Source organism: Aliiroseovarius sp. B-4, assembly GCF_056857795.1.
On record NZ_JBSXNV010000031.1, the window covers coordinates 193,938 to 216,640 of the forward strand.

Genomic DNA, 22,703 nt, shown 5'->3' on the forward strand with positions numbered 1-22,703 from the left:
TCTTCTGGCGCGAAATATCCCGGGGTAGGGCCAAATCCACGATTTGGACCGAAGGGGCAGCGCCCCTCAGGCTCACATCGTGAGCCACCGAACGCCACCGAAAGCCGACCCAACCCGCCGGCAAACTGCCCCTGCGCTCAGTTCAGGCTGAAATACTCGTTGGCCACGCGCGCAAACCGCGCGATATCCAGCAACACGCCTTTGATCACGCCCTCCATGCCCGCGACGGCCAGCTTTCGCCCCTTGCCGTTCTCCGACGCATATTCGAAAATGCTGTCACAGGTCTTGTCCAAAAAAATCACGTCATTGGTCGGATCTTCGTAATCAACGGTGCAGGACCGCAGCGACCGTCCCGATGTCTTTTCCGCGAAGAAACTCAGCGTCGCTCCACCTTCCTTGCCCCCGCTATTGACGAAGATCTTGAACAGCCGGTCGTTCGGTTTCAGGGTCTTGGAGTGTTCCGGGTTGCCCATCAGGGAACTGCTTGTGGCGGCATCCGCGATTTCCTGCAACAACCCCCGGTTCTCCTGCATGATCTTCGGGTCCGGAACCAGCGCCAGTTTCGGTTGCGGGTTGTAGGACTTGATCAGGCTTGCCGCCTCGAAGCTCGCGGCGGCACGGGGCAGGAAATAGGCATAGACGCGGGTTTCGAAATCGGTCAGGGGACGGCTCTGAAACTCTTTGTCCGCGAAGGTCTTGATCCTGTCTGCCGTTCCATCGCAATCGAAATCAATGATCTTGTTGGGAAAATCGTCCTCGGCATCGGATAGCCAGATCAGGAACTGGCAGACTTCCTTTTCGACATTAAAGGTGAAGGAAAAGATTGCCTTGCTCCAGTATTCCACCCGGATCGTGCGCCAGCCGCCCTCCTCGGCGATGGTGGGCGCTGATCGGGCCGCGGCATAGGTGCGCAGGAACGGCTCGGCGATGCGGTCTTGGGCAGTGACGACCCCGGCGAAGGCACTCCCCGCCAGACCAAGTGCCGCTGCCCATGCCCAACGGGCCATTACCCTTTTGAACGTCGACATCCCGTCCCTCCCCCGGAACTGAACGGAGGAAGAATAGCATATTCGCGTCAGATCAGGAAATCGTTTGGCGCACGGACGCAGGTCGTCGAAAGGCGCGCGCGCATCCCGTCAGACCGTACGTACAAGGCAAAGGTCGTCGCAGGGTCAGCCCTCAAGCACCACAAGCGCGTGGCGTTTCTTGCCCGCCGACAGTTTCATTGGTTGGCCCAGATCACCGGCAACAACCATCCGCCCGGGATCTGTCAGCGCTTCGTCGTTCACTCTGGCCCCGTTCTCGGAAATCAGGCGCTTCGCGTCCTTGCCGGATTTCGCCAGCCCGGATTTGACGAACAACTGGACAATCGACATCCCGTCGCCCAAATCGATCGGGCTCAGCGTCAGGGTCGGCAGATCATCACCTGCGCCCCCTTTCTCGAACACTTCGTGCGCCGTAGCCTCGGCGGCCTTGGCAGCATCCGCGCCGTGCAGCAAGGTCGTGACCTCATTGGCCAGGATGATCTTTGCCTCGTTGATCTCGGCCCCTTCCAGCGCGCCCAGGCGGTCGCATTCATCGACCGGCAATTCGGTGAAGATTTTCAGGAACTTGCCGGTGTCCGCATCGGTCGTGTTGCGCCAGAATTGCCAGAATTCGTAAGAGCTGAGCATGTCACCATTCAGCCAGATCGCACCGCCCTGGCTTTTGCCCATCTTCCGCCCGTCCGAGGTGGTCAAAAGCGGCGTCGTCATACCGTAAATCTCTTGGTCCAGCACCCGGCGGGTCAGGTCGATCCCGTTCACGATATTGCCCCACTGGTCCGATCCGCCCATCTGCAACAGACAGCCATAGCGGCGGTTCAGCTCAAGGAAATCATAGGCTTGCAGGATCATGTAGTTGAACTCGAGGAAAGACAGGCTCTGCTCGCGGTCCAGACGCGACTTCACGCTTTCAAACGACAACATCCGGTTGACCGAGAAATGACGCCCGATATCGCGCAGGAAATCGAGGTAATTCAGCCCGTCCAGCCATTCGGCATTGTCCAGCATGATCGCGTCGGTTTCTCCGTCGCCATAGGTCAGATACTTCACAAATACCTGCTTCATGCCCGCGATATTGGACGCGATTTGGTCAGGACCGAGCAGGGGGCGTTCGTCCGACCGAAACGATGGGTCGCCCACCTTGGTCGTACCGCCACCCATCAGGGTGATCGGCTTGTGGCCGCATTTTTGCAACCAGCGCAGCACCATGATGTTCATCAAATGACCCACATGCAACGACTGCGCTGTCGCGTCATAGCCGATATAGGCCGGAACAACCCCCGCAATCAGCGCATCATCCAGCGCCTGATAATCGGTGCAGTCGGCCAGAAAGCCGCGCTCGATCATCACACGCATGAAGTCGGATTTTGGGTGGTAGGTCATGTTCTTTTGGTCCATCCTGATCGTTGAACCCCCCATATAGACGGGGGGCGGGAAAAGGAAAAGAGCGTGTTGAAAACCATCGACAAGGGCGCGTTGCGCGCATGTTTGGGGCATGGACCGGCCTGGGCGATGGGCTGCATGTCCGGCACGTCTTTGGATGGGGTCGATGCTGCACTGGTCGAGACCGATGGCGATGTGATTACAAGGTTTGGTCCAACCACGTTTCATCCCTATTCCGATGCTGAACGCAATATCTTGCGACGCGCTTTGGGCAAATGGCAGGACGCGCCCGAGGTGCCCGCCGCAGCTGATATCGTTGAAACCGTTCACAGGGCTGCTATCACCGAACTGATGCAGAACGACCCGGCCCCCGTGCTTCTGGGCTTTCACGGCCAAACCTTCGCCCATGACCCGCAAGGCCAGGGCACCCATCAGGCGGGCGACGGACAGGCACTGGCGCAGTCCGTCGGGCTGCCGGTGGTGTGGGATTTCCGCAGTGCCGACGTGAAGCTGGGCGGCGAAGGCGCGCCGCTTGCGCCGTTTTTTCACCACGCCTGCGCGCGGTTCATCAAGGCGGACGCGCCTTTGGTTTTTCTGAATTTGGGTGGCGTTGGCAATGTGACATGGGTCGATCCGTCGCGTCGCGCACCCGATGCCGCAGGTGCCTGTCTTGCCTTTGACACGGGCCCCGCCAATGCGCCAATGGATGATCTGATGCAGAAAAGGCGTGGCAAATCACATGACGAGGGCGGGCGACTGGCACTGTCGGGTGCGACAAAAACTCAGGTTGTCGATCTGTTTCTCGGCCACCGCTATTTCCACCGTATGCCCCCCAAGTCACTGGACAGAAATGACTTTCCGGATCTTTCCGCGATGGTCGAAGATTTGTCGGACGCCGACGCCCTGCGCACGCTGACTGCCTGCGCCGCAGCCGCTGTCGCGCGCGGGATGGAGCATTGTCCGACCCCGCCTGCGCGTGTGTTGGTGACAGGTGGTGGGCGTCGCAATGCGGCGTTGATGGCTGAACTTCGCGCTCGATTGCCCATGCCGGTCGAAGATATCGACACCACCGGGTTGGATGGTGACATGCTGGAAGCGCAAGCCTTTGCCTATCTTGCTGTGCGGGTGGCACGGGGGCTGACCACGTCAGCGCCGACCACAACAGGAGTCGCTGCCGCCGTGGGTGGGGGCATTGTCTCGATCCCGACGGCGGACTAAGCAGGCCGCTGCGATCTGACAGTCAGGTGCGGGCAATGGTTGCTTTGTCGGCGTAAAAGGCAAGATGGTCTTTCAACTCGGACAACCCCTCTACCGGGGCATCATACATATAGCCTGCATCCTCGATCACCGTCGATTTCGTCTGGATCGAGTAATGCCGCGCTTCGCCGCGATAGGGGCAGGTGGTGATCGTGTCGCTTTTGTCCAGAAACGCCATCGCCACGTCACTCTTTGGGAAGTAGATCACCGGGGCACGATTGCCCTCGATCACTTCAAGCGCGGATTGGCTTTCGCCCAGCACCGCCCCACCTGCACGAACGGTCCATTTCCCCTCGGCGGGGCGGATCTTGATTTGGTCAGCCATGGTCATCCTCGATTTGCAGGTTCCTCGCGCGGAACAATATCAGAAATTATCTAAAGGTCGCGTGTCAAATCGGCGCACAGGTCGATTTCAGCCACCGCAACGTAGCGTCATCAAGCCACGGCGTCAGCTTTTCGACGCAAGTCGCGTGGTAGTCGTTGAGCCAGGCACGTTCTTCGCCCGACAACATCTCGGGGATCACAAGGTGACGGTCGACAGGGACGAAGGTCAATGTCTCGAACGACAGCATGTCACGCTCGGCGTCACCACCCGTGGGGCAGGTTGCCTTTTCCACGACGATCAGGTTTTCCAGCCGAATACCAAACGCCCCTTCGCGGTAATACCCCGGTTCATTCGACAAGATCATCCCAGGCAACAGCTCGACATCCGAGATCGCGTTGAACCGTTGCGGTCCTTCATGCACAGACAGATAGGCACCTACGCCGTGCCCGGTGCCATGGTTGAAATCCTGATGCGCTGCAAACAGCGGATAGCGTGCGATCGGGTCCAGATCGCGCCCGGTCCGCCCCTTGGGGAAATAGACGCGTGACAAGGCAATCATGCCCTGCAAGACACGGGTATAACAGCGCTTTTCCTCTTCTCCTACATCACCGACACGCAAGGTTCGGGTGATGTCAGTGGTCCCGTCCCGATACTGCGCGCCGCTGTCCAGCACCACCAGATCGCCGGGGGCAAGGGGGCGGTTGGTCTCGTCGGTCACACGGTAGTGCATGATGGCCCCGTTCGGACCGGCCCCGGCTATCGTCTCGAACGAAATATCCAGCAGCGCGTTTGACGCGCGGCGTTTTTCCTCCAGTGTCTTGACCAGATCAATCTCGGTCAACGAGGTTTTGTCCTCGGTGTCATACCAGGCAAGGAATTCAACGACGGCTGCGGCATCGCGCAAATGCGCCTCGCGCGCGCCTTTCAACTCTGTCGGGTTCTTCTGCGCCTTGGGCAAGATCGCCGGATCGCCACCCCAATCGACAGCGATGCCTGCCTTGTCAAGAATTTGCGAGACAGCCAGCGGGGCGGTCGCCTTGTCAACGCGAACGGGGCCATCGAGGGTTTTCAGGTGGCTCGCGAAATCTTTGACCGGGTGCAGCGAAACATCCTTGTCCAATTGCGCCTCGACCGCGCGCCCCTCGGTGGTGAAAAACGCGACCGAGCCGTCGTCACCCAAGATCGCGAACCCCTGCACCACGGGAATGCAGGGCAGGTCATCGCCGCGAATATTCAACATCCATGCGATGCTGTCTGACAGGGTCATCACGCAGGATTTCTGCCCCGCCGACAACAGCCCATCGGCCAGTTCCGAGCGCTTGTCGGCACTGGTCATCCCTGCAAATTCAATAGGTTGATCGATGATCTTGCCATTGGGCGCAGGGGGGCGATCATCCCATATCCGATCAACCAGATTATCGGTCGGGACAAGCGCGACCCGCGTGCCGTCCAACGCTTTCTCGATTGTCTCTATCTCAGATTTGGTGTGTAACCACGGGTCAAATCCGACCTTAGCGGCCTTGCCCGCCAGCGTGTCCTTCAGCCACGGTCCGGGCAGAGTTTCAGGCCAGTGAACCGGGGTAAACGCCTCCATATCGGCCTGCGCGCGCACCTGAGTGCGATAGCGTCCATCCACGAAAATTGCTGCGTGATCTTTCAACGCAATACAGAACCCGGCCGATCCGGTGAAGCCCGTCAACCAGCGCAAACGTGCATCGCAGGCGGCGACATATTCGCCTTGATGGGCGTCGGCACGCGGAATGATGAAACCGTCCAGCCCCTTCATGGCCATCGCACGGCGCAAACGCTCCAACCGAACTGGCCCATGCGATGGATCAGCGGTGGTGTCAAACGATTGAAACATGAACATTCTCCGATTTCCGGGGTGATCAGGAAAGGGCGCGCGCGACCTGATGGCCGACAATGCGCGCAACATGCCGTGAAATGCAGCCAGTGGAAAGGGGGTCAGCTGACCTTCTTTATGCCCAGCAGACGTGCCCGCGCGCGCGGATCGGAATCAAACAGCGACGCAAGCTGTTCGGTCATTGCGCCGGCCAGTTGTTCGACATCGGTGATGGTGACAGCGCGGTCATAATACCGCGTTACGTCATGGCCGATCCCGATTGCCAACAGTTCGACCTGTTTGCGTTTCTCGACCATGGCGATCACGTCGCGCAGGTGTTTTTCCAGATAATTCGCGGGGTTGACCGACAAGGTTGAATCGTCGACCGGCGCCCCGTCGGAAATCACCATCAGGATCTTTCGTTGTTCGGGCCGGGCGGTAATCCGACGATGCGCCCATTCCAGCGCCTCACCGTCGATATTTTCCTTGAGCAGACCTTCCTTCATCATCAGGCCCAGATTGTCACGCGTCCGCCGCATCGGCGCGTCGGCCTTCTTGTAGATGATGTGGCGAAGATCGTTCAGACGACCGGGTTGTTGCGGACGACCATCGGCCAACCATTTCTCACGCGCCAGCCCGCCCTTCCAGGCACGTGTTGTGAAGCCCAGCACCTCGACCTTCACCTGGCAGCGTTCCAGCGTGCGCGCCAAGACGTCGGCACAGATCGCCGCAATGGAAATCGGACGCCCCCGCATCGAGCCGGAGTTGTCCAGCAGCAATGTGACCACGGTATCGCGGAACTCGGTGTCCTTTTCCTGCTTGAACGACAGGGGAGTTGTGGGGTTGGCGACGACGCGCGCCAAGCGCCCTGCGTCAAGAATGCCCTCTTCCAGATCAAACAACCACGACCGGTTTTGCTGCGCTTGCAGACGCCGCTGCAACTTGTTGGCCAACCGGCTGACCGCGCCCTTGAGTGGTTCCAACTGCTGATCCAGATAGGCACGCAGCCGTTCCAACTCGGCCGGTTCGGCCAGATCCTCGGCCATGATCTCTTCATCATGTTCGTTGTTGTAGACAAGGTAGTTCGGGTCCGCATCGGATGCAGGCGGCGGCGAGGGTGGTTCCAGCGGGGCATCCGCTTCGGGCATCTCCGCCTCGTCGCTTAACTCGTCCTCGGCCATGTCATCCAAAGACACCTGCGCCTCGGACTGATCCATCTGATCGTCTTGCGAGCGTTCGGGGTCGGCCTCGGCCTCTTCATCCTCTTGGGATTGCTCGTTCTGTTCGTCGTCCTCGGCCTGATCCTCGTCCGGCTCGGCGTCATCCTCGGACTGGTCGTCTTCGTTGTCCGGGTCGTCGCCCAACTGATCGCCATAGCCCAGATCTTCGATGATCTGACGAGCGAAGCGGGCAAAAGCCGTCTGATCGTTCAGTTTTTCACCCAGATCGTCCAGATGATCGCCTGCCTGACCTTCGATGAAGTCGCGCCACAGGTTCATCACATTGGACGCAGCAGGGGGCATATCGCGCCCCGTCGCCAAGTGCCGCATGAGGTATCCCGCTGCCGTCGCCAGCGGAGCATCAGCAGTGGCAGTGATCTGGTCAAAGCCCGCGCGCATCGCGTCGGTTTCGATCTTGGCGTCGATATTGCCCGCCGTGCCCGGCATATCGCGCGCGCCCATCGCCTCGCAACGGGCGGTTTCCATCGCCTCATAGATTTCACGAGCCATACCGCTGGCGGGCGCGTATTTCGCATGGGTCGCCTCGTTGTGATAGCGCAGCTTCATCGCATATGCATCCGCCGTGCCGCGTGCCAACAACACCTCGTCCCGCGTCATCCGCCGCGTGACCTGTGGCAGCCGCATCGCGTCTTTCGTCACCCCCGACGGGTCCACCGTGAAGCTGACCGACAGTTCCGGCTCATCTGCAAGCGTCTTCGTCGCCTCGGCCAGCGCTTTCTTGAACGGATCAGCAGGGTTGTCGGTGGGTTTTTTCATGATACGTGTCCTAAACGGGAACACCAATTGATGCGTTTGCCACCAGTGTAGTATACAGCAAACCCTGCTTCGACCATGATGCGATCAAGCGGCTTGCCGTCCAATGACAATGCAACAAGGGTCCGGTCGTACTTATCTTGTCCTTTAACGCGGGGCTGAACTTCATTGGCGTCTCGCAGTCTCCGTCTGAGATAGTTCGCCGCCCTGGTTCCAAGGGCTCTTTCAGCAAAACAACCGGGCTGGAACGTTTCCGGTGTATCAAATCCCATAAGACGTACAGATCTTTCGCCCGCGCCACAGGTCATTTTGACGGTGTCGCCGTCAACAACACGAGTAATGAAGCATCGTGGGTTTTGGTCAGATGGGATGGCGGCAATCGCACTTGGCATTGACGTAGATTGCGGAGTCCCAATTGTTTGGCACCCCGACAGGCAGAACGCTATGAGTAACAGGCGCCTCACCCCAAGCTCATGCTCACGGCGCTCTCCGGCAGTTCCTCGTCAAAACAACGCTGATAGAACTCGGCCACGATCTGGCGTTCAAGCTCGTCACATTTGTTCAGGAAGGACAGGCGGAACGCATAGCCGACCGAACGGAAAATATGCGCGTTTTGCGCCCAGTTGATCACGGTGCGGGGGCTCATCACTGTCGACAGATCGCCGTTCATGAAGGCCGTGCGGGTCAGGTCAGCGACCGTCACCATCTGGCTGACGGTCTTGCGGCCCTTCTCGGTGTTCAAAAGCGGGTTCTTCGCAAGCACGATGTTGGTTTCCGCGTCATGGCTCAGATAGTTCAACGTGGCCACCAGTGACCAACGGTCCATCTGCGCCTGGTTGATCTGTTGCACGCCGTGATACAGACCGGTCGTGTCGCCCAGACCCACGGTGTTCGCGGTCGCAAACAGCCGGAAGGACGGGTGCGGGGTGATCACCTCGTTCTGGTCCAGCAGCGTCAGCTTACCGTCATGCTCCAACACTCGCTGAATGACGAACATCACGTCCGCACGGCCGGCATCATATTCGTCGAACACAATCGCGGTCGGGTTGCGCAGCGCCCAGGGCAGGATGCCTTCCTGAAACTCGGTGACTTGCATCCCGTCTCTCAGTTTGATCGCATCCTTGCCGATCAGGTCGATCCGGCTGATGTGACTGTCAAGGTTCACGCGCACGGCGGGCCAGTTCAGACGGGCGGCAACCTGTTCGATATGGGTCGATTTCCCGGTGCCGTGATAGCCTTGGATCATCACGCGACGATTGTGTGAAAACCCTGCAAGAATTGCCAACGTCGTGTCGGGATCAAACTTGTAGGTCGAGTCAATTTCAGGCACGCGGCTGTTGCGATCCGCGAACGCTTTGACATGCATGTCGCTGTCGATCCCGAAGACCTCGCGGACCGAGATTTCTTCGGTGGGTTTTGCGTTCATATCCTGTGTGCCGTCAGCCATCTGCGTAGTTCCTTCTGCCTCGCGCGTCGCAACCCGACTTTGATGCCCGATGTATGAAAGGGGTGCAAGGGGAAGTGGCCGAGATTCGCGGCGTCAGAACACGCTGGCCATAGAAACATCCCGGAACTGGTTCGACCACCTCCCGTTGTTTCTTCTGGCCCAAAATATCCTGGGGTGAATGCGCAACGCGCAGAGGGGCAACGCCCCTTTACCCCTCGTGCAACCTAGTTCGGCGGTGCCCTACTTGAAGCTGCGGCTTTCCTTGATCTGATCCCACGCCCAGACGACCTGCTGCAACTGCTCTTCCTGCGACCGGTCGCCGCCGTTCATGTCAGGGTGCAGCACCTTGATCAGCTTCTTATAGGCTTTGCGAATCTCGGCCTTGGTCCAGTGATCCTTGGCCTCCAGAATGTCGACCGCACGACGTTCGGTCGGGGGCAGTTTTCGGGTGCCTGTGATCGACTTGCCGGGGTTGCGCGTGGCGTTCTCGCCCAGCACCTGATGCGGGTCATCGACGCCCAGGCGCGCCCAGGCCCGTTGTTCATCCTTCGAGCCGAACGGCTTGGTTTCGCGCTCCCACACCCGATCCTTCTCGAACTGTTCATGGACTTCATTTTCGGGGGCACCCTCGAAGAAGTTCCACTTCAGATTATATTCCCGCACGTGGTCTTTGCAGAACCACTTGAATTCGTCCAGATGATCGGGCGAGCGCGGCGCGCGGTATTGGCCCTGTTCCTGACACCCGTCGTGTTCACACACCCGTTTCGAGGTTTCGAACGCGCCAGACATCCCACGCTTGCCGCGCGGGTTCTTTTTCTTGGCGGCCGAAACCGACATATCAAAACCAAAAGGATCGTTGTTGGGCATGGGAATACTCTTTCCGACTCGGACCCGAGAGTTTACTGCATTTTCAAGACGATTGAAGAGGAAAAGGGCAGGAAATGAACAGGGCAGAGCAGATTTCCGAGGCGTTGGACGCGGCGTTTTCACCACAACATCTTGAAGTCATTGATGAAAGCGAAAGTCACAGGGGGCACGCAGGCTATCAGGATGGTGGGCAAAGCCATTTCCGTGTCGTGATCCGCGCGCCGATTTTCAGCGAGATGTCGCGCCTGGCCCGTCACCGGGCGATTCACGCCGCGCTGGGGCCCGAGTTGGTGGGGCAGATACACGCTCTGGCGCTGGACGTGGCGGGCTGAGCCGCCGCGCCCGATCAGGTTTCCTGACGCGAAATTGCCGGCGCGCGTTCGCTGACTGTGTTTGCTTCTTCCGCCGATGGCAGGGACGGCGCCTTGTGACTGTCCGCAGCATCGATGGGGGCGGCGATGGACGGCGCGCGGCGAACCGGTGTGCCCTGCGCTTCCGCAATCTCGGCCTCTACGGTTTCGTCCAGCACCAGCGCGCGACGAAACACCAGGATGTTCTGGTACACCGTCGTGCGCCCGGTGAAGCCGGACCGCTCTTCGCTGGGCAGGGTGTCGGCGCGCAGATACTCCCAGCCGTCGGCGGCCATGTCGTTCAGCAGTTCGGTCACTGCATTGGCAAACCGGTCTTCGCTGGTTTTGATCCCGCGGGCCTTCTTGCCCTTGCGCGGGGCGGGGATGGCTTCGTATTCGAACTGGGTCATGGCGTGTTTCCCTTAAAACTGGCTGGCGCACCCTAGACGATCGGCGCCCGGGCTACCAAAGAGGATTGAACGGCTTGCGGAAATCCGCCTGAGGGCAGGCTGGCTGCCCTTGGCGGGGCTGATCTATAGCCCCAATTTCGCGGTCACGATCTCGTTCACCGCTTTCGGGTTGGCCTTGCCGCCAGTGGCTTTCATCACCTGCCCGACGAAGAACCCGACCAGTTTCGGATTCTGTTTGGCCTTTTCGACCTGTGCGGGGTTGGCCGCGATCACCTCGTCCACGGCGGCTTCGATGGCGCCGGTGTCGGTGACTTGTTTCATGCCGCGCGCCTCGACGATTTCCGCCGGGTCGCCGCCTTCGGTATAGACGATCTCAAACAGGTCCTTCGCGATCTTGCCGGAAATCTCGCCCTTGGTGATCAGCTCGATGATCGCGCCCAGTTGCGCCGGGCCGACCGGGCTGTCGGTGATCGCGTGATCCTCTTTCTTCAAACGGCCGAACAATTCGTTGATGACCCAATTGGCGGCCAGCTTGCCGTCGCGCCCTTCGGCGACGGCTTCAAAGAACGTCGCGCTTTCCGCGTCAGCGGTCAGAACGCTGGCGTCATATTCGGACAGGCCGAAGCTGGTGACGAAGCGCGCCTTCTTCTCGTCCGGTAGCTCAGGCAGAGTTTTGGCGATGTCATCGACCCAGCCCTGTTCGATCTCCAGCGGCAGCAGGTCGGGGCAGGGGAAGTAGCGATAGTCATGTGCTTCTTCCTTGGACCGCATCGACCGTGTCTCGTTCTTGTCGGCGTCATACAGGCGGGTTTCCTGCGTGATCTCGCCTCCATCTTCCAGAATGGCGATCTGGCGGCGGGCTTCAAAGTCGATGGCGGCCTGAATGAAGCGCATGGAGTTCATGTTCTTGATCTCGCAGCGCGTGCCCAGATGTCCGAAATCCTGCGTTTCCATGTATTTCTCGTATTGTCCCGGACGACAGACCGACACGTTCACATCGGCGCGCATGCTTCCGCTTTGCATGTTGCCATCACAGGTGCCCAGATAACGCAGGATCTGGCGCAGCTTGGTAACATAGGCGGCGGCTTCTTCCGGGCCACGAATGTCGGGGCGGCTGACGATCTCCATCAGGGCGACGCCAGTGCGGTTCAGGTCCACGAAGGACATGTTTGGATCCATGTCGTGCACGGATTTGCCGGCGTCCTGTTCAAGGTGAATGCGTTCGATCCGCACGCGGCGCGCAACGCCGGGTGCCATGTCGACGATCACTTCGCCTTCACCCACGATCGGGTGATAAAGCTGGCTGATCTGATAGCCTTGCGGCAGATCGGGATAGAAATAGTTTTTGCGGTCAAATGCGGAAAACAGGTTGATTTCCGCCTTAAGGCCCAGCCCGGTGCGCACCGCTTGTTCCACGCAATATTCATTGATCACGGGCAACATGCCGGGCATGGCGGCATCCACGAAGGCGACATTCGAGTTTGGTTCGGCGCCGAATGTGGTCGATGCACCGGAAAACAGTTTGGAATTCGAGCTGACCTGCGCGTGGATTTCCATCCCGATAACCAGTTCCCAATCGTCTTTGGCCCCGGCGATGACTTTTGGTGCAGGGGGTTCATAGGCGAGATGATCCAGCATGTGCTCATTTCCCGTGTTTCGTGATCTTCTGGCCTTCTAGGGCAGGTGCAGGCGCGGGGCAAGAGGCTGCGGGCGGGTCGAAGGCGCGTGGGGCCGTTCTGTCCACGGCACCCCAGCTTCACCCCCAGATTGTGCCGCATCGCAGCATAGCGGTGATTTTCTGGCGATGGTAGAAATTGATGCGCGCATACCAGCCTTGTAAACAACACATATCAGCGAGACTTTGCCAATTGCTGCGATGCCGCATCTGCAAAGTTGCTTAATGCAATCACCCCCCTTAGGACGCCGGGATGAATTAAGTGAGACAGCAACCGGACCTGAGCGAGGGACGATGAAACGACTGATTTTGGGCCTAGCGGCGGCGATGATGATTGCCCCAACTGCACAGGCCAACGAAATTCTTGGTTCGCGCGGGACGCGCGCGTCGGAATTGACAATGAAATGGGATGACAAGCCGCAAGCGCCGGCCTGGACGGATGCCACGATGAAGGCGCTGGAATCTCACGGGGCAATCCTGTCAGAAACCGTGCCTGAGGACATCAAAGCCTGGTGTCCGGCGTATGAGACGCAGGATAAGGTCGGTCGCAACGCCTTCTGGACGGGCCTTCTGTCCACCTTGTCGTTTTATGAAAGCACATGGCGTCAGACCGCCGTGGGCGGTGGCGGCAAATGGTATGGACTTGTGCAGATCCTTCCGGCCACGGCGCGCGGTTATGGCTGCGAGGCACGGTCAGGATCGGATCTGAAAAAAGGCGAGCTGAACCTGAGCTGCGCGGTCCGTATCATGTCTGTGACCGTGCCGCGCGACAATGTGGTTTCCCAAGGCATGCGCGGCGTTGCGGCGGATTGGGGTCCGTTCCATTCCAAGCCCAAACGCGAAGCCATGCGTGCATGGATCAAGGACCAGAACTACTGCGCGGTCAGTTGATCTGCGGCATCAGACTGATTGGAAACAGATTGGCAAGGGCGGGCCGTTCGGCCCCCCCTGTTATTCGTGTGTCAGTCGCCCAACATACGCCTGACCATTTCCTGACTGTCGCGGCTCAGCCCGTCGGTTGCCAGAATGCGCCTTAGGGCGGATGTGATCATGTCCTGCCGGTCCGCATCGTAACGCCGCCATGTCTCGAACGCGGTTGTCATTCGCGCCGCGATCTGATGATTCACCGGGTCCAACTTGATCAGCCAATCCGCCGTCAGCGCATAAGCTTTGCCGGACACGTGGTGGAACCCCGCCTGGTTCATCGCAAGCGCCCCAAAGACCGCCCGGAAGCGGTTGGGGTTCTTCCAGTTGAACGCGGGGTCTTGGGTAAGGTTTGCGGTTACGTCGGCGGCTTTCTCGGGGGCAGCATGAGCCACCTGCATCGCGAACCACTTGTCCATGACCAACGCGTCCCCGTCGAACCGGCTGCGGAAATCGGCCAGGGCGTCTGCGCCCTTTTCGACATCCAGCAAGCACCCCAGCGCCCCGAGGCGATGGGTCATATTGTCCGCTTTGTCATACAGCGCCTGCGCGGCCGCGCCGCCATCCATGCGGTTGGTCAGCTTCAAAAGCTCCAGCCCCAGAGCCCGTTTGCCCGCCTGTTCTGCGTTGGGTTTGAAGGGTGCATTCACCTCCATCTCGGCTGACAGGCGCGGCAACAGGTCGTGCAGATGTTCTGCCGTCGCCTGTTTCAGTGTTTCGCCGGCGCGATGGATCTTCTGCGGATCCGGGGTGACGCCGGCGTCAAACAGGGTTTGGGCCAGATCATCCTGCCCCGGCAACCCCATCGCCAACGCGCGGAAGGCGGGGTCGAGGCTGTCATCGCGGAGCATCACCGCCAGCGCCTCAAGATAGTTGGACAGCGGTGCATCTTCGCCCGTCACCATCGCGATCAAGACGTCCTTGGCCAAGGTGCGTCCAGCTTCCCATTTGTTGAACGGATCGGTGTCATGGGCCAACAGGAACGCGCGCTCGGCAGGTGAACTGTCACGTTGCACGATCACCGGGGCCGAGAAATGGCGCAGGATGGACGGCGTGGGCTTGGCCCCCAGCCCGTCGAAGGTGAAGCTCTGCTTGGTCTCGGTCATTTCAAGCACCCGCGTCGGCACCACCTCGTCCCCGTTCGGACCGATCAGTCCGACGGCGATGGGAATGTGCTGCGGCTGTTTTTTATCCTGCCCGGGTGTAGGTGGTGTTTCCTGTTCAAAATGAAGCGTATAGGTGCCATCCTTGAAGTCCTCCATCACCTTCAGGCGCGGCGTGCCGGCCTGTTTATACCAACGGCGAAATTGGGTCAGATCGCGGCCTGTGCTGTCCTCAAAAACGCGCACCCAGTCTTCGATCGTGGCGGCCTCACCATCATGGCGGGTAAAATAGAGGTCCAGCGCCTTGTAGTATTCTTCCTCCCCGACCAGCGTTTTCATCATGCCGATCAGCTCTGCGCCCTTTTCATAGATGGTCGCGGTATAGAAATTGTTGATCTCGACAAAGCTGTCAGGCTGCACCTGGTGGGCCAGCGGGCCGTTGTCTTCGCGGAACTGCCGCCCGCGCAGGGCGATCACGTCGTTGATCCGGCACACGGCCTTTGATCGCATGTCGCCCGAGAATTGCTGGTCGCGGAACACGGTCAGCCCCTCTTTCAGCGACAGTTGGAACCAGTCGCGGCAGGTGATCCGGTTGCCGGTCCAATTGTGGAAATACTCATGCGCGATGATCGCTTCGATCCGCTCGAAATTCGCGTCCGTGGAGGTCTCGGAACTGGCCAGCACGGCCGAGGTGTTGAAAATGTTCAACCCTTTGTTTTCCATCGCGCCCATGTTGAAATCGGACACCGCAACAATCTGGAAAATGTCCAGATCATATTCACGGCCATACACCTGTTCGTCCCATTTCATGGACGCCTTCAGCGCCTCCATCCCAAAGGCCGTTTTGCCCTCGTCACCGGGACGCACCCACAGCTTCAGATCCACCTCTTTGCCCGACATGGTGGTGAAACTGTCTTCGCGCGCGATCAACTCGCCCGCAACCAAAGCGAACAGATACGCGGGTTTGGGCCACGGGTCGTGCCATTCGGCCCAGCCGTCGCCGGATCCGGTTGGATTGCCGTTGGACAAAAGCACCGGCAGGTCGCCTTCGATCCGCACCTTGAATGGTGCCATCACGTCGGGGCGGTCGGGATAGAAGGTGATGCGGCGAAAACCCTCGGCCTCGCATTGGGTGCAATACATGCCGTTCGACATGTAAAGCCCTTCCAGCGCGGTGTTGGTTTCCGGGCTTATTTCAACCTCGGACTCCCATGTGAAAGCGGTGCCGGGCACCTCTGCTTTCAGCCCGCCATCGACCAACTCTGGCGTGATCCCGGCCCCGTCAATGGCCGCGCGGATCAGCTTAAGCTGCTCACCATGCAGGAAGAAATCACGTGATGTCGTTGCCGGATTTGGCGTAAACCGAATCGTTGATCGCACGCGCGTCGCCCGTGGGTCCAGCACAAAGGTCAGCGACACCTCTTCGACCAACCAATTGGGCGGCGTGTAGTCGGCAAGGTAAATGGGCTGGGGGGCGGTGTCGGTCATCAGAAGTCCTTTCGGCTCGCGTGCAAGTCGGCAGGTTAGACGTGCCAAACGGGGGCCGCAAGGCAAGAGCGATGCTCGGTTGACGATTAAGTTTTACTTATCTGTTCGGGCAAGAAATCCCGCTTGCGATTTCGGGCTGTATGCGAGAGTCTACCGTAAATTCGACACTGCCGGGCAAAGGGACAGGGGATGAGCGACTATATCGACCGCAAAGGATTATCAGTGCATCGCGAGCTGGGGCGTTTTCTTGAAACGCGAGCGCTTGCCAAGACTGGCCTGAACTATGACGACTTCTGGCGCGGGTTTGCCGATATCATTCACGAGCTTGGCCCAAAGAACCGCGCCCTTCTGGAAAAGCGCGAAACGATCCAGCAGCAGGTGGACGACTGGCACAAAGCCCGTGCTGGCAAGCCGCATGACGCCGAGGCCTATCGCACGTTTCTGAGCGAAATCGGATATCTTGTCCCCGAAGGCCCCGATTTTCAGATTGAAACTGCCAATGTGGACCCCGAAATTGCCGAGATACCCGGCCCGCAGCTGGTGGTGCCGATCATGAATGCCCGCTTTGCCCTGAACGCGGCGAATGCGCGGTGGGGTAGCCTGTATGACGCGCTTTATGGCACCGATGCGCTTGGCACGACCCCCAAACCGGGCGGCTATGACCCCGAACATGGCGCGCGCGCGATCGCGTGGGGGCGCGCATTCCTGGATCAGGCGGTGCAACTGGCGGCTGGAAGCTGGGCGGATGTCGATGCCGTATCGGTCAAGGAAGGCGCTCTGACCCCCGCGCTGGCCGATCCGGCGCAATTCGCGGGTCATGCCGAGGATCGAATTTATCTTAAAAACAATGGCTTGATGATCGAGCTTCGACTGGATGCCGAGACACCCGTTGGTCAGCAGGACCGCGCGGGCATCTCGGACATCCGTCTGGAAAGCGCCATGTCGGCAATCATGGATTGCGAAGACAGCGTGGCCGCCGTGGATGCCGAAGACAAGGTGCTGGCCTATTCCAACTGGCTGGGTCTGATGGACCGCACGCTGACCGAAGAGGTCACGAAGGGCGACAAGACCATCACCCGCAAGCTGTCGGGTGACATTCACTACACCGCGCCTGATGGCACGCAAGCAACCCATAAAGGGCGTGTCTTGATGCTGGTGCGCAACGTCGGCCACCTGATGACCAATCCCGCCATTCTGGACAAAGACGGACAGGAAGTGCCCGAAGGCATCATGGATGCCGTCGTCACCACGCTTTGTGCGATGCATGACCTGATGCGTGATAATGGCAATTCGGTCAAAGGCTCGATCTATGTGGTGAAGCCCAAGATGCACGGGCCAGAAGAGGTCGCTTTTGCGGATGAGATTTTCACCCGTGTCGAGGCCTTGCTGGGCCTGCCGCAATACACCGTCAAGCTGGGGATCATGGACGAGGAACGGCGCACCAGCGCGAACCTCAAGGAGTGTATCCGCGCCGCCAAGCACCGCGTGGCCTTCATCAATACAGGTTTCCTTGATCGCACGGGCGACGAGATTCACACCTCGATGGAAGCAGGGCCGATGGTGCGCAAAGGCGATATGAAAGACGCCGCCTGGATCAGCGCCTATGAAGATCGCAACGTCGATGTCGGTCTGGCCTGCGGGCTGCGCGGGCGCGCCCAGATCGGCAAGGGCATGTGGGCGATGCCGGACCGGATGGCGGATATGCTGGAGCAGAAGATCGCACACCCCGAAGCGGGCGCCAACTGCGCCTGGGTGCCAAGCCCCACGGCGGCCACGCTGCACGCAACCCATTACCACCGTGTCGATGTGCTGGCCCGCCAGGACGAGATCGCCGCCCAAGGTGCGCGCAGCACTCTGGGCGAACTTTTGACCATTCCTGTCGCGCAAGGCGTGAACTGGTCCGACGCCGAAATTCGCGACGAGGTCGAGAACAACGCCCAAGGCATTCTGGGCTATGTGGTTCGGTGGGTGGACGCCGGTATCGGCTGCTCGAAAGTGCCGGACATTCATGATGTGGGGTTGATGGAAGACCGCGCGACCTGCCGGATTTCCAGTCAGGCTCTGGCCAACTGGCTGCATCACGGGGTCGTCTCCGAAGCCGAGGTGATGGACGCGATGCGCGCCATGGCCTCGAAGGTGGACGCACAGAACGCGGATGATCCGTCCTATGACCCGATGGCACCGGGGTACGATGGCGAAGCCTTCAAAGCGGCGTGCGATCTTGTTTTCAAGGGACGCGCGCAACCTTCAGGCTATACTGAACCCATGCTTCACGCGCATCGACTGGCCAAGAAGGCGCAGATGGCGGGGTAAGCCACCCTCGGAAGGAGGATTGAGATGAACAAGATCACACTGGACGCCGCGCGCATCATTGTCCGCGAAGCTCTGGACCATGGCGTCAAGGCCAGGATGAAACCCCTGTCGGTCGCGGTGGTGGACGCGGGCGGGCATCTGATCGCCTTTGAACGCTCCGACGGCGCGCCGGTGGGCCGGTTCGAACTGGCGTTTGGCAAGGCCCATGGCTCGGTCATGCTGGGCATTGGCGGAACCGCGCAGCGCGACCGTGCCGAGGCGCAAGCCTATTTCATCGCAGCGGCCAATGCTGCCTATAGTGGTAAACTGGTGCCAGTTCCGGGCGGCTTTGTGGTCCGGAACGCTGCGGGCGATGTCGTTGGCGGTGTTGGCGTCACGGGGGATACGTCGGAAAACGATATGGCCGCGGGCGAAGCCGGGATTGTCGCGGCCGGGCTTGTGGCCGAGGGGTAAATGGTAGCGCCGCCCGTTGTATCGCTGCTATGGTTCCAGTATCCTCTGCAACCGAACTGAGTTCCCGGAGCAGGTATGACACGGCCCATCATCGGTATCATTGGCAACACCTATCTGATCAATGACCAGTATCCGTCCCATGCGGGCGGAACGATGAATTCCGAAGCCATTTCGCTGGTTTCGGGCTGTCTGCCGCTGATCGTGCCTTCCGATCCGCGCTTTGTGACGGTGGATGAGCTGCTGGACACCTGCGATGGCTTCCTGTTCACCGGGGGGCGACCCAATGTCCACCCCGCCGAATATGGCGAGGATGAAACCGAGGCGCATGGCGAATTTGATCGCTGTCGCGACGCCATCACCCTGCCACTGATCCGGGCCTGTGTTGATCGTGGTCAGCCGTTCTTTGGCATCTGTCGTGGGTTTCAGGAAGTCAACGTTGCCATGGGCGGCACGCTCTATCCCGAAATTCGCGATCTGCCGGGGCGTATGAACCACCGAATGCCGCCTGATGGCACGCTGGAGGAAAAGTTCGCCATCAGACACGATGTTCATTTGCAGGAGGGCGGTGTGTTTCACCAGTTGCTGGGGGCCACCTGCGTGCGCACCAACACATTGCACGGGCAAGGGATCAAGACCGCCGGGTCGCGCATCGTGATAGAGGGTCACGCCGATGATGGCACACCGGAAGCCATCATGATCAAGGATGCCCCTGGCTTCACCCTTTCGGTGCAGTGGCATCCGGAATACAACGCCACCCAGGATCCCGTGTCACAAATCCTGTTCCGCGCCTTTGGTGACGCGGCGCGCGATTGGGCCGCTCGGTTGGGCGCACGCCGTCCCGTGCGGCCATCCGTGGCCTGATCCGCGCGGTTCGGTGTTGACCTTCTTGTTGCTGTAACGCCGGTGGTGGCGGTCTGGAAAGCAGGTCTCATGATGCGATCAAACCCGAAGTTGATCTTAGTGGTCTTGTGCTGTTGGCGTTCTGACTGGCGAACCGAAATCAGGTGGGCGACCCGCCCTGCAATGCGATGTAAGTGTTGCACAAGCGGAACCGATGTTCTGCCAAGGGGGCAAAAGGGTCTGCATGTTTCGATTGGGATGCGCGAACAAACCCATGGACAACAGAACAGCCACAAGGTGTTGGCGGCGACTTGTGCTGCGAACCACGGCGACACCTCTGGTGTTCGTAACCGGGCAGGACCACCCCTGATCCAGAAGATTCAAGAGCCTCGTATCACGCCGGCATCGCCCCTGTTGGGGCAAACGAGGTGGACCCTTGGGTGTATCACTGAAAGATTGGCGATATGGCACCTGTCGATGAGAGCGGCCATGCCGAGTTTGCAAATGGCATTGTCTTCAATCGCGCGCTACCGCCGGAAAACGGTATCAGCCGCGTCGACGAATAAAGCAAGGTGCCGAAATCTTTTGCCGTGAGGGACAATCCGTCCTAGGCGACGCGGGGCAACGCGCGAGCCTCGAACGCGCGCAGAACGATCCGGGCAGTATTACCATAGTGGCGCGGGTCCGCGCGCAGATCGGGGAACAGGGTGAACAGTTCTTCCCGGGCGGCGGCGTCGACGGCACCCAGTCCTTCATGGCCCGGGTGAAAACTTTCAGTGGCGGCTTTGTTGGCAAAAACAACCTCGTGCCGGTCAAACATCATGTGGAAATAGGTCACTTGATCCGTTGGCTTGACCACCACGCTTTTGCCGTTCAGCAGGTGTTTGGCGGGCACCAGCACTTCGCGTTCTGCAAATAACAGGGTCGCTTCGTGTCCGGCATACACCATACGGTGCTGTGGCGAGACCAGCAAAGGCTTATCGTTCCCAAACCGGCCCTGTGCAATCTGGATCGGGGCCAGTTTACCTTTACCCGACACGGTTTTCTGACCCATCCAGCGAATGGGTTGCAGGCCGTTATCTCGCGTCACAACCAAGTCACCGGGCCGCAGATCCTGAATGGGGCGTTCACCGCGGTCGGTCTGGATCAGGGTATCCGTGGTAAAGCAGATAATGACGCTTTCGATATTTGAGAAGGTCAGCGTAGTGCCGTCGGACAGCGTCGCGGTCCCGTTTTCCGAGTTGCCCGGATCAAAAACCACGTCGTCCCAATCGTCGACAAGGTGGTTCAGATAGAGCGTATCCGTGTCGCTATCATCATCGTCTTCGCCGCCGTCGATGGTGATGGTCGGACCTGAACCGTCCAGTGCCGTCGCGGCATCCAGATTGAACGTGTCCGAGCCGGTGCCACCCGATGCTGTATCGCCTGCCGCAACGTTCAGCGTGTCACTGCCTGCGCCGCCGTCCAGCGTGTCGGCACCCAGCCCACCGGTCAGCGAGTCATTGCCACCTTGGCCATAAATAACATCGTCGCCGCCGCCGCCGTCGATGGTGTCGTCACCGTCTTGGGATGGATCGGGGATTGTGTCAAAATGGACATCCGAGACCCAGATCGCTTGCGTGCCGGATTGAGCGTTGCCATAGATGATCTCGATCTCGCTGACCGGACCCGCGATCTCGACCAGAACCGAGCCACCCAGATCGGATTGGCTTTCGCCCACATTATTTGCCGTGACAGTGTTGCCGGATACAGTGTCTCCACCTCCCGGTGTCAGCGTGACTGTGACCGGATCGCCGTTTGCGTCAATCGCGTTTACTGTCACCACATCGGTGTGGTTGCCTGACCCCCAATCCACATCATTGATGCGGAAAGATACGTTTTCGACGTCATCCAAAGAAGCGGCGCCTGTGGCGGCTGCGAAGTCAATCGTCGTCGTCGACGTCGTGCCATCGCCGTTACCATAAAGGTAAAGGCTTGAGTTGCTGTCAAAATCCTCACCCGAGGCAACATAGGTCGTGTCGCTTGTCTCGACGCGGTAGACAGGGCTGTTGGTTCCGTCGCTCGAAAAGCTGACCGTTACATCCATCTCGCCGGTGTTCTGGGTGAAACCCGCACTCAGATTCGTGCCATCACCGCCTTGCGCACTCCAATCCAGCACCTCCGATGGCGCTTCGGCAGGATCATCATCACCATAGATAGTGTCGCTGCCCGCACCGCCATCAATCGTATCATTGCCCGCGCCACCATAAACGGTGTCATTTGCGGCACCTGACGAAATGGTATCATTGCCAGCGTAGCCATAGATGATGTCGTCATTGCCGCCGGTGCTGACACTGTCGTTCCCATCGACGACTTCACCGTCTTCGTCGACGAAGGTGCCGTCAATCACGTCGTCACCACCGGTTCCGGTCAGAATACCATCGACCTGCTCTGAATAAGTGAAGGCAGGATCGCCTGCCGTTACATTGGGGTTGCTGTCATAATCGACGATTTCATAGCTGCGCCCGGCAATAAAGGGCATCTCGGACATAGTGTAATAGCCACTGGCATCACCCCCTTCGACCTGAAGCTGGACGACTTCGAATTCCTGCCCTGTCACCGTGTCGCGCACGGTCCAGGCCAGTTCGGCGTCCATGTTGACGCCGGACGATGTATTGCCGTCAATCGTGGCATTGCCGAACGCGCTTTCGCCGCCGCTGCTGTCATCATCCAGTGTCTGGCCCTGAATGCCGCTTTCGTTGTCGGTGATCGTCGCCGTGCCTGCCGCCGCTGTCGGACCTGACCACGTAAAGGTCGAACCAGTTCCGGTCGGGATAACGCCAGAAGGATTGAGGTCATAAAACTTGAGTGTAAATGTTGGCATCGAAAACGACTTTCAGTTACTCGCAAAACGTCCAGACATCTGGACGGTATTAGATTTCGTGGCACAGACGCTCAAAATAGAACGCTTTGTTGAACAACGGCTTAATCGCATAAAACAATGACCGA

Annotated in this window: 18 protein-coding genes; 6 read left to right on the plus strand and 12 right to left on the minus strand. The window is 59.4% G+C overall.

The window, feature by feature from the left end; all coding sequences use genetic code 11:
• Positions 1 to 137 precede the first annotated feature (137 nt).
• On the minus strand, positions 138 to 1,028 hold the full coding sequence (locus AC13C8_RS05985) for a hypothetical protein (protein ID WP_482846708.1): 891 nt from the start codon (positions 1,026 to 1,028) through the stop codon (positions 138 to 140).
• A 144-nt stretch (positions 1,029 to 1,172) separates the two neighbouring features.
• The gene (tyrS, locus tag AC13C8_RS05990; protein ID WP_482846709.1) at positions 1,173 to 2,426 is read right to left on the minus strand and encodes a tyrosine--tRNA ligase; all 1,254 of its coding nucleotides are present in this window, start codon (positions 2,424 to 2,426) and stop codon (positions 1,173 to 1,175) included.
• Positions 2,427 to 2,555: 129 nt separating this feature from the next.
• Between tyrS and AC13C8_RS05995 the strand changes: the two genes are divergently transcribed.
• Positions 2,556 to 3,644, plus strand: a complete 1,089-nt coding sequence (locus tag AC13C8_RS05995) for an anhydro-N-acetylmuramic acid kinase (protein WP_482846759.1) — start codon at positions 2,556 to 2,558, stop codon at positions 3,642 to 3,644.
• Between the two features lie 22 nt (positions 3,645 to 3,666).
• Here the strand turns inward: AC13C8_RS05995 and AC13C8_RS06000 are convergent, their stop codons facing one another.
• From AC13C8_RS06000 to AC13C8_RS06025, 6 genes are all read right to left on the minus strand, one after another.
• Positions 3,667 to 4,008 (minus strand): DUF427 domain-containing protein, encoded by a 342-nt coding sequence (locus AC13C8_RS06000; protein WP_091432357.1) that lies wholly within the window; start codon positions 4,006 to 4,008, stop codon positions 3,667 to 3,669.
• Between the two features lie 64 nt (positions 4,009 to 4,072).
• Positions 4,073 to 5,872: an aminopeptidase P family protein gene (locus AC13C8_RS06005; protein WP_482846710.1), complete on the minus strand. Its 1,800-nt coding sequence runs from the start codon at positions 5,870 to 5,872 to the stop codon at positions 4,073 to 4,075.
• Between the two features lie 101 nt (positions 5,873 to 5,973).
• Positions 5,974 to 7,848 carry a cobaltochelatase subunit CobT gene (cobT, locus tag AC13C8_RS06010; protein WP_091430429.1) on the minus strand — a complete coding sequence of 625 codons (1,875 nt, stop codon included), beginning with the start codon at positions 7,846 to 7,848 and terminating at the stop codon, positions 5,974 to 5,976.
• The gene (locus tag AC13C8_RS06015; protein ID WP_482846711.1) at positions 7,845 to 8,237 is read right to left on the minus strand and encodes a thermonuclease family protein; all 393 of its coding nucleotides are present in this window, start codon (positions 8,235 to 8,237) and stop codon (positions 7,845 to 7,847) included. Before AC13C8_RS06015 ends, cobT begins: the two co-directional genes overlap by 4 nt.
• A gap of 68 nt (positions 8,238 to 8,305) precedes the next feature.
• Entirely contained in the window at positions 8,306 to 9,292 is a 987-nt protein-coding gene (cobS, locus tag AC13C8_RS06020; RefSeq protein ID WP_482846712.1) for a cobaltochelatase subunit CobS, read from the minus strand.
• A 240-nt stretch (positions 9,293 to 9,532) separates the two neighbouring features.
• Entirely contained in the window at positions 9,533 to 10,159 is a 627-nt protein-coding gene (locus tag AC13C8_RS06025) for a J domain-containing protein (protein ID WP_091430427.1), read from the minus strand.
• 74 nt (positions 10,160 to 10,233) lie between these two features.
• On the opposite strand from AC13C8_RS06025, the gene AC13C8_RS06030 reads away from it, so the two are divergent.
• Positions 10,234 to 10,491, plus strand: a complete 258-nt coding sequence (locus AC13C8_RS06030) for a BolA family protein (RefSeq protein ID WP_482846713.1) — start codon at positions 10,234 to 10,236, stop codon at positions 10,489 to 10,491.
• Between the two features lie 14 nt (positions 10,492 to 10,505).
• On the opposite strand, the gene AC13C8_RS06035 is transcribed toward AC13C8_RS06030, so the two are convergent.
• Positions 10,506 to 10,919 (minus strand): DUF4177 domain-containing protein, encoded by a 414-nt coding sequence (locus tag AC13C8_RS06035; protein WP_091430423.1) that lies wholly within the window; start codon positions 10,917 to 10,919, stop codon positions 10,506 to 10,508.
• A gap of 123 nt (positions 10,920 to 11,042) precedes the next feature.
• Positions 11,043 to 12,557: an Asp-tRNA(Asn)/Glu-tRNA(Gln) amidotransferase subunit GatB gene (gene gatB, locus AC13C8_RS06040; RefSeq protein ID WP_091430422.1), complete on the minus strand. Its 1,515-nt coding sequence runs from the start codon at positions 12,555 to 12,557 to the stop codon at positions 11,043 to 11,045.
• Positions 12,558 to 12,888: 331 nt separating this feature from the next.
• Between gatB and AC13C8_RS06045 the strand changes: the two genes are divergently transcribed.
• Positions 12,889 to 13,485: a transglycosylase SLT domain-containing protein gene (locus AC13C8_RS06045; RefSeq protein ID WP_245744711.1), complete on the plus strand. Its 597-nt coding sequence runs from the start codon at positions 12,889 to 12,891 to the stop codon at positions 13,483 to 13,485.
• Between the two features lie 71 nt (positions 13,486 to 13,556).
• Here AC13C8_RS06045 and pepN read toward each other — a convergent pair whose 3' ends face one another.
• A complete protein-coding gene (gene pepN / locus AC13C8_RS06050; RefSeq protein ID WP_482846714.1) occupies positions 13,557 to 16,109 on the minus strand; it encodes an aminopeptidase N in 2,553 nt (850 codons plus the stop codon).
• 189 nt (positions 16,110 to 16,298) lie between these two features.
• Here pepN and AC13C8_RS06055 point away from each other — a divergent pair, with 189 nt between their 5' ends.
• The 3 genes from AC13C8_RS06055 to AC13C8_RS06065 all read left to right on the plus strand — a co-directional run bounded on the left by AC13C8_RS06055 (position 16,299) and on the right by AC13C8_RS06065 (position 19,736).
• A complete protein-coding gene (locus AC13C8_RS06055) occupies positions 16,299 to 18,422 on the plus strand; it encodes a malate synthase G (RefSeq protein WP_482846715.1) in 2,124 nt (707 codons plus the stop codon).
• A 24-nt stretch (positions 18,423 to 18,446) separates the two neighbouring features.
• Positions 18,447 to 18,875, plus strand: a complete 429-nt coding sequence (locus AC13C8_RS06060) for a GlcG/HbpS family heme-binding protein (RefSeq protein ID WP_091430418.1) — start codon at positions 18,447 to 18,449, stop codon at positions 18,873 to 18,875.
• Positions 18,876 to 18,950: 75 nt separating this feature from the next.
• A complete protein-coding gene (locus AC13C8_RS06065) occupies positions 18,951 to 19,736 on the plus strand; it encodes a gamma-glutamyl-gamma-aminobutyrate hydrolase family protein (RefSeq protein ID WP_482846716.1) in 786 nt (261 codons plus the stop codon).
• A gap of 586 nt (positions 19,737 to 20,322) precedes the next feature.
• Here the strand turns inward: AC13C8_RS06065 and AC13C8_RS06070 are convergent.
• Positions 20,323 to 22,578, minus strand: a complete 2,256-nt coding sequence (locus AC13C8_RS06070; RefSeq protein ID WP_482846717.1) for a Hint domain-containing protein — start codon at positions 22,576 to 22,578, stop codon at positions 20,323 to 20,325.
• Positions 22,579 to 22,703: the final 125 nt, after the last annotated feature.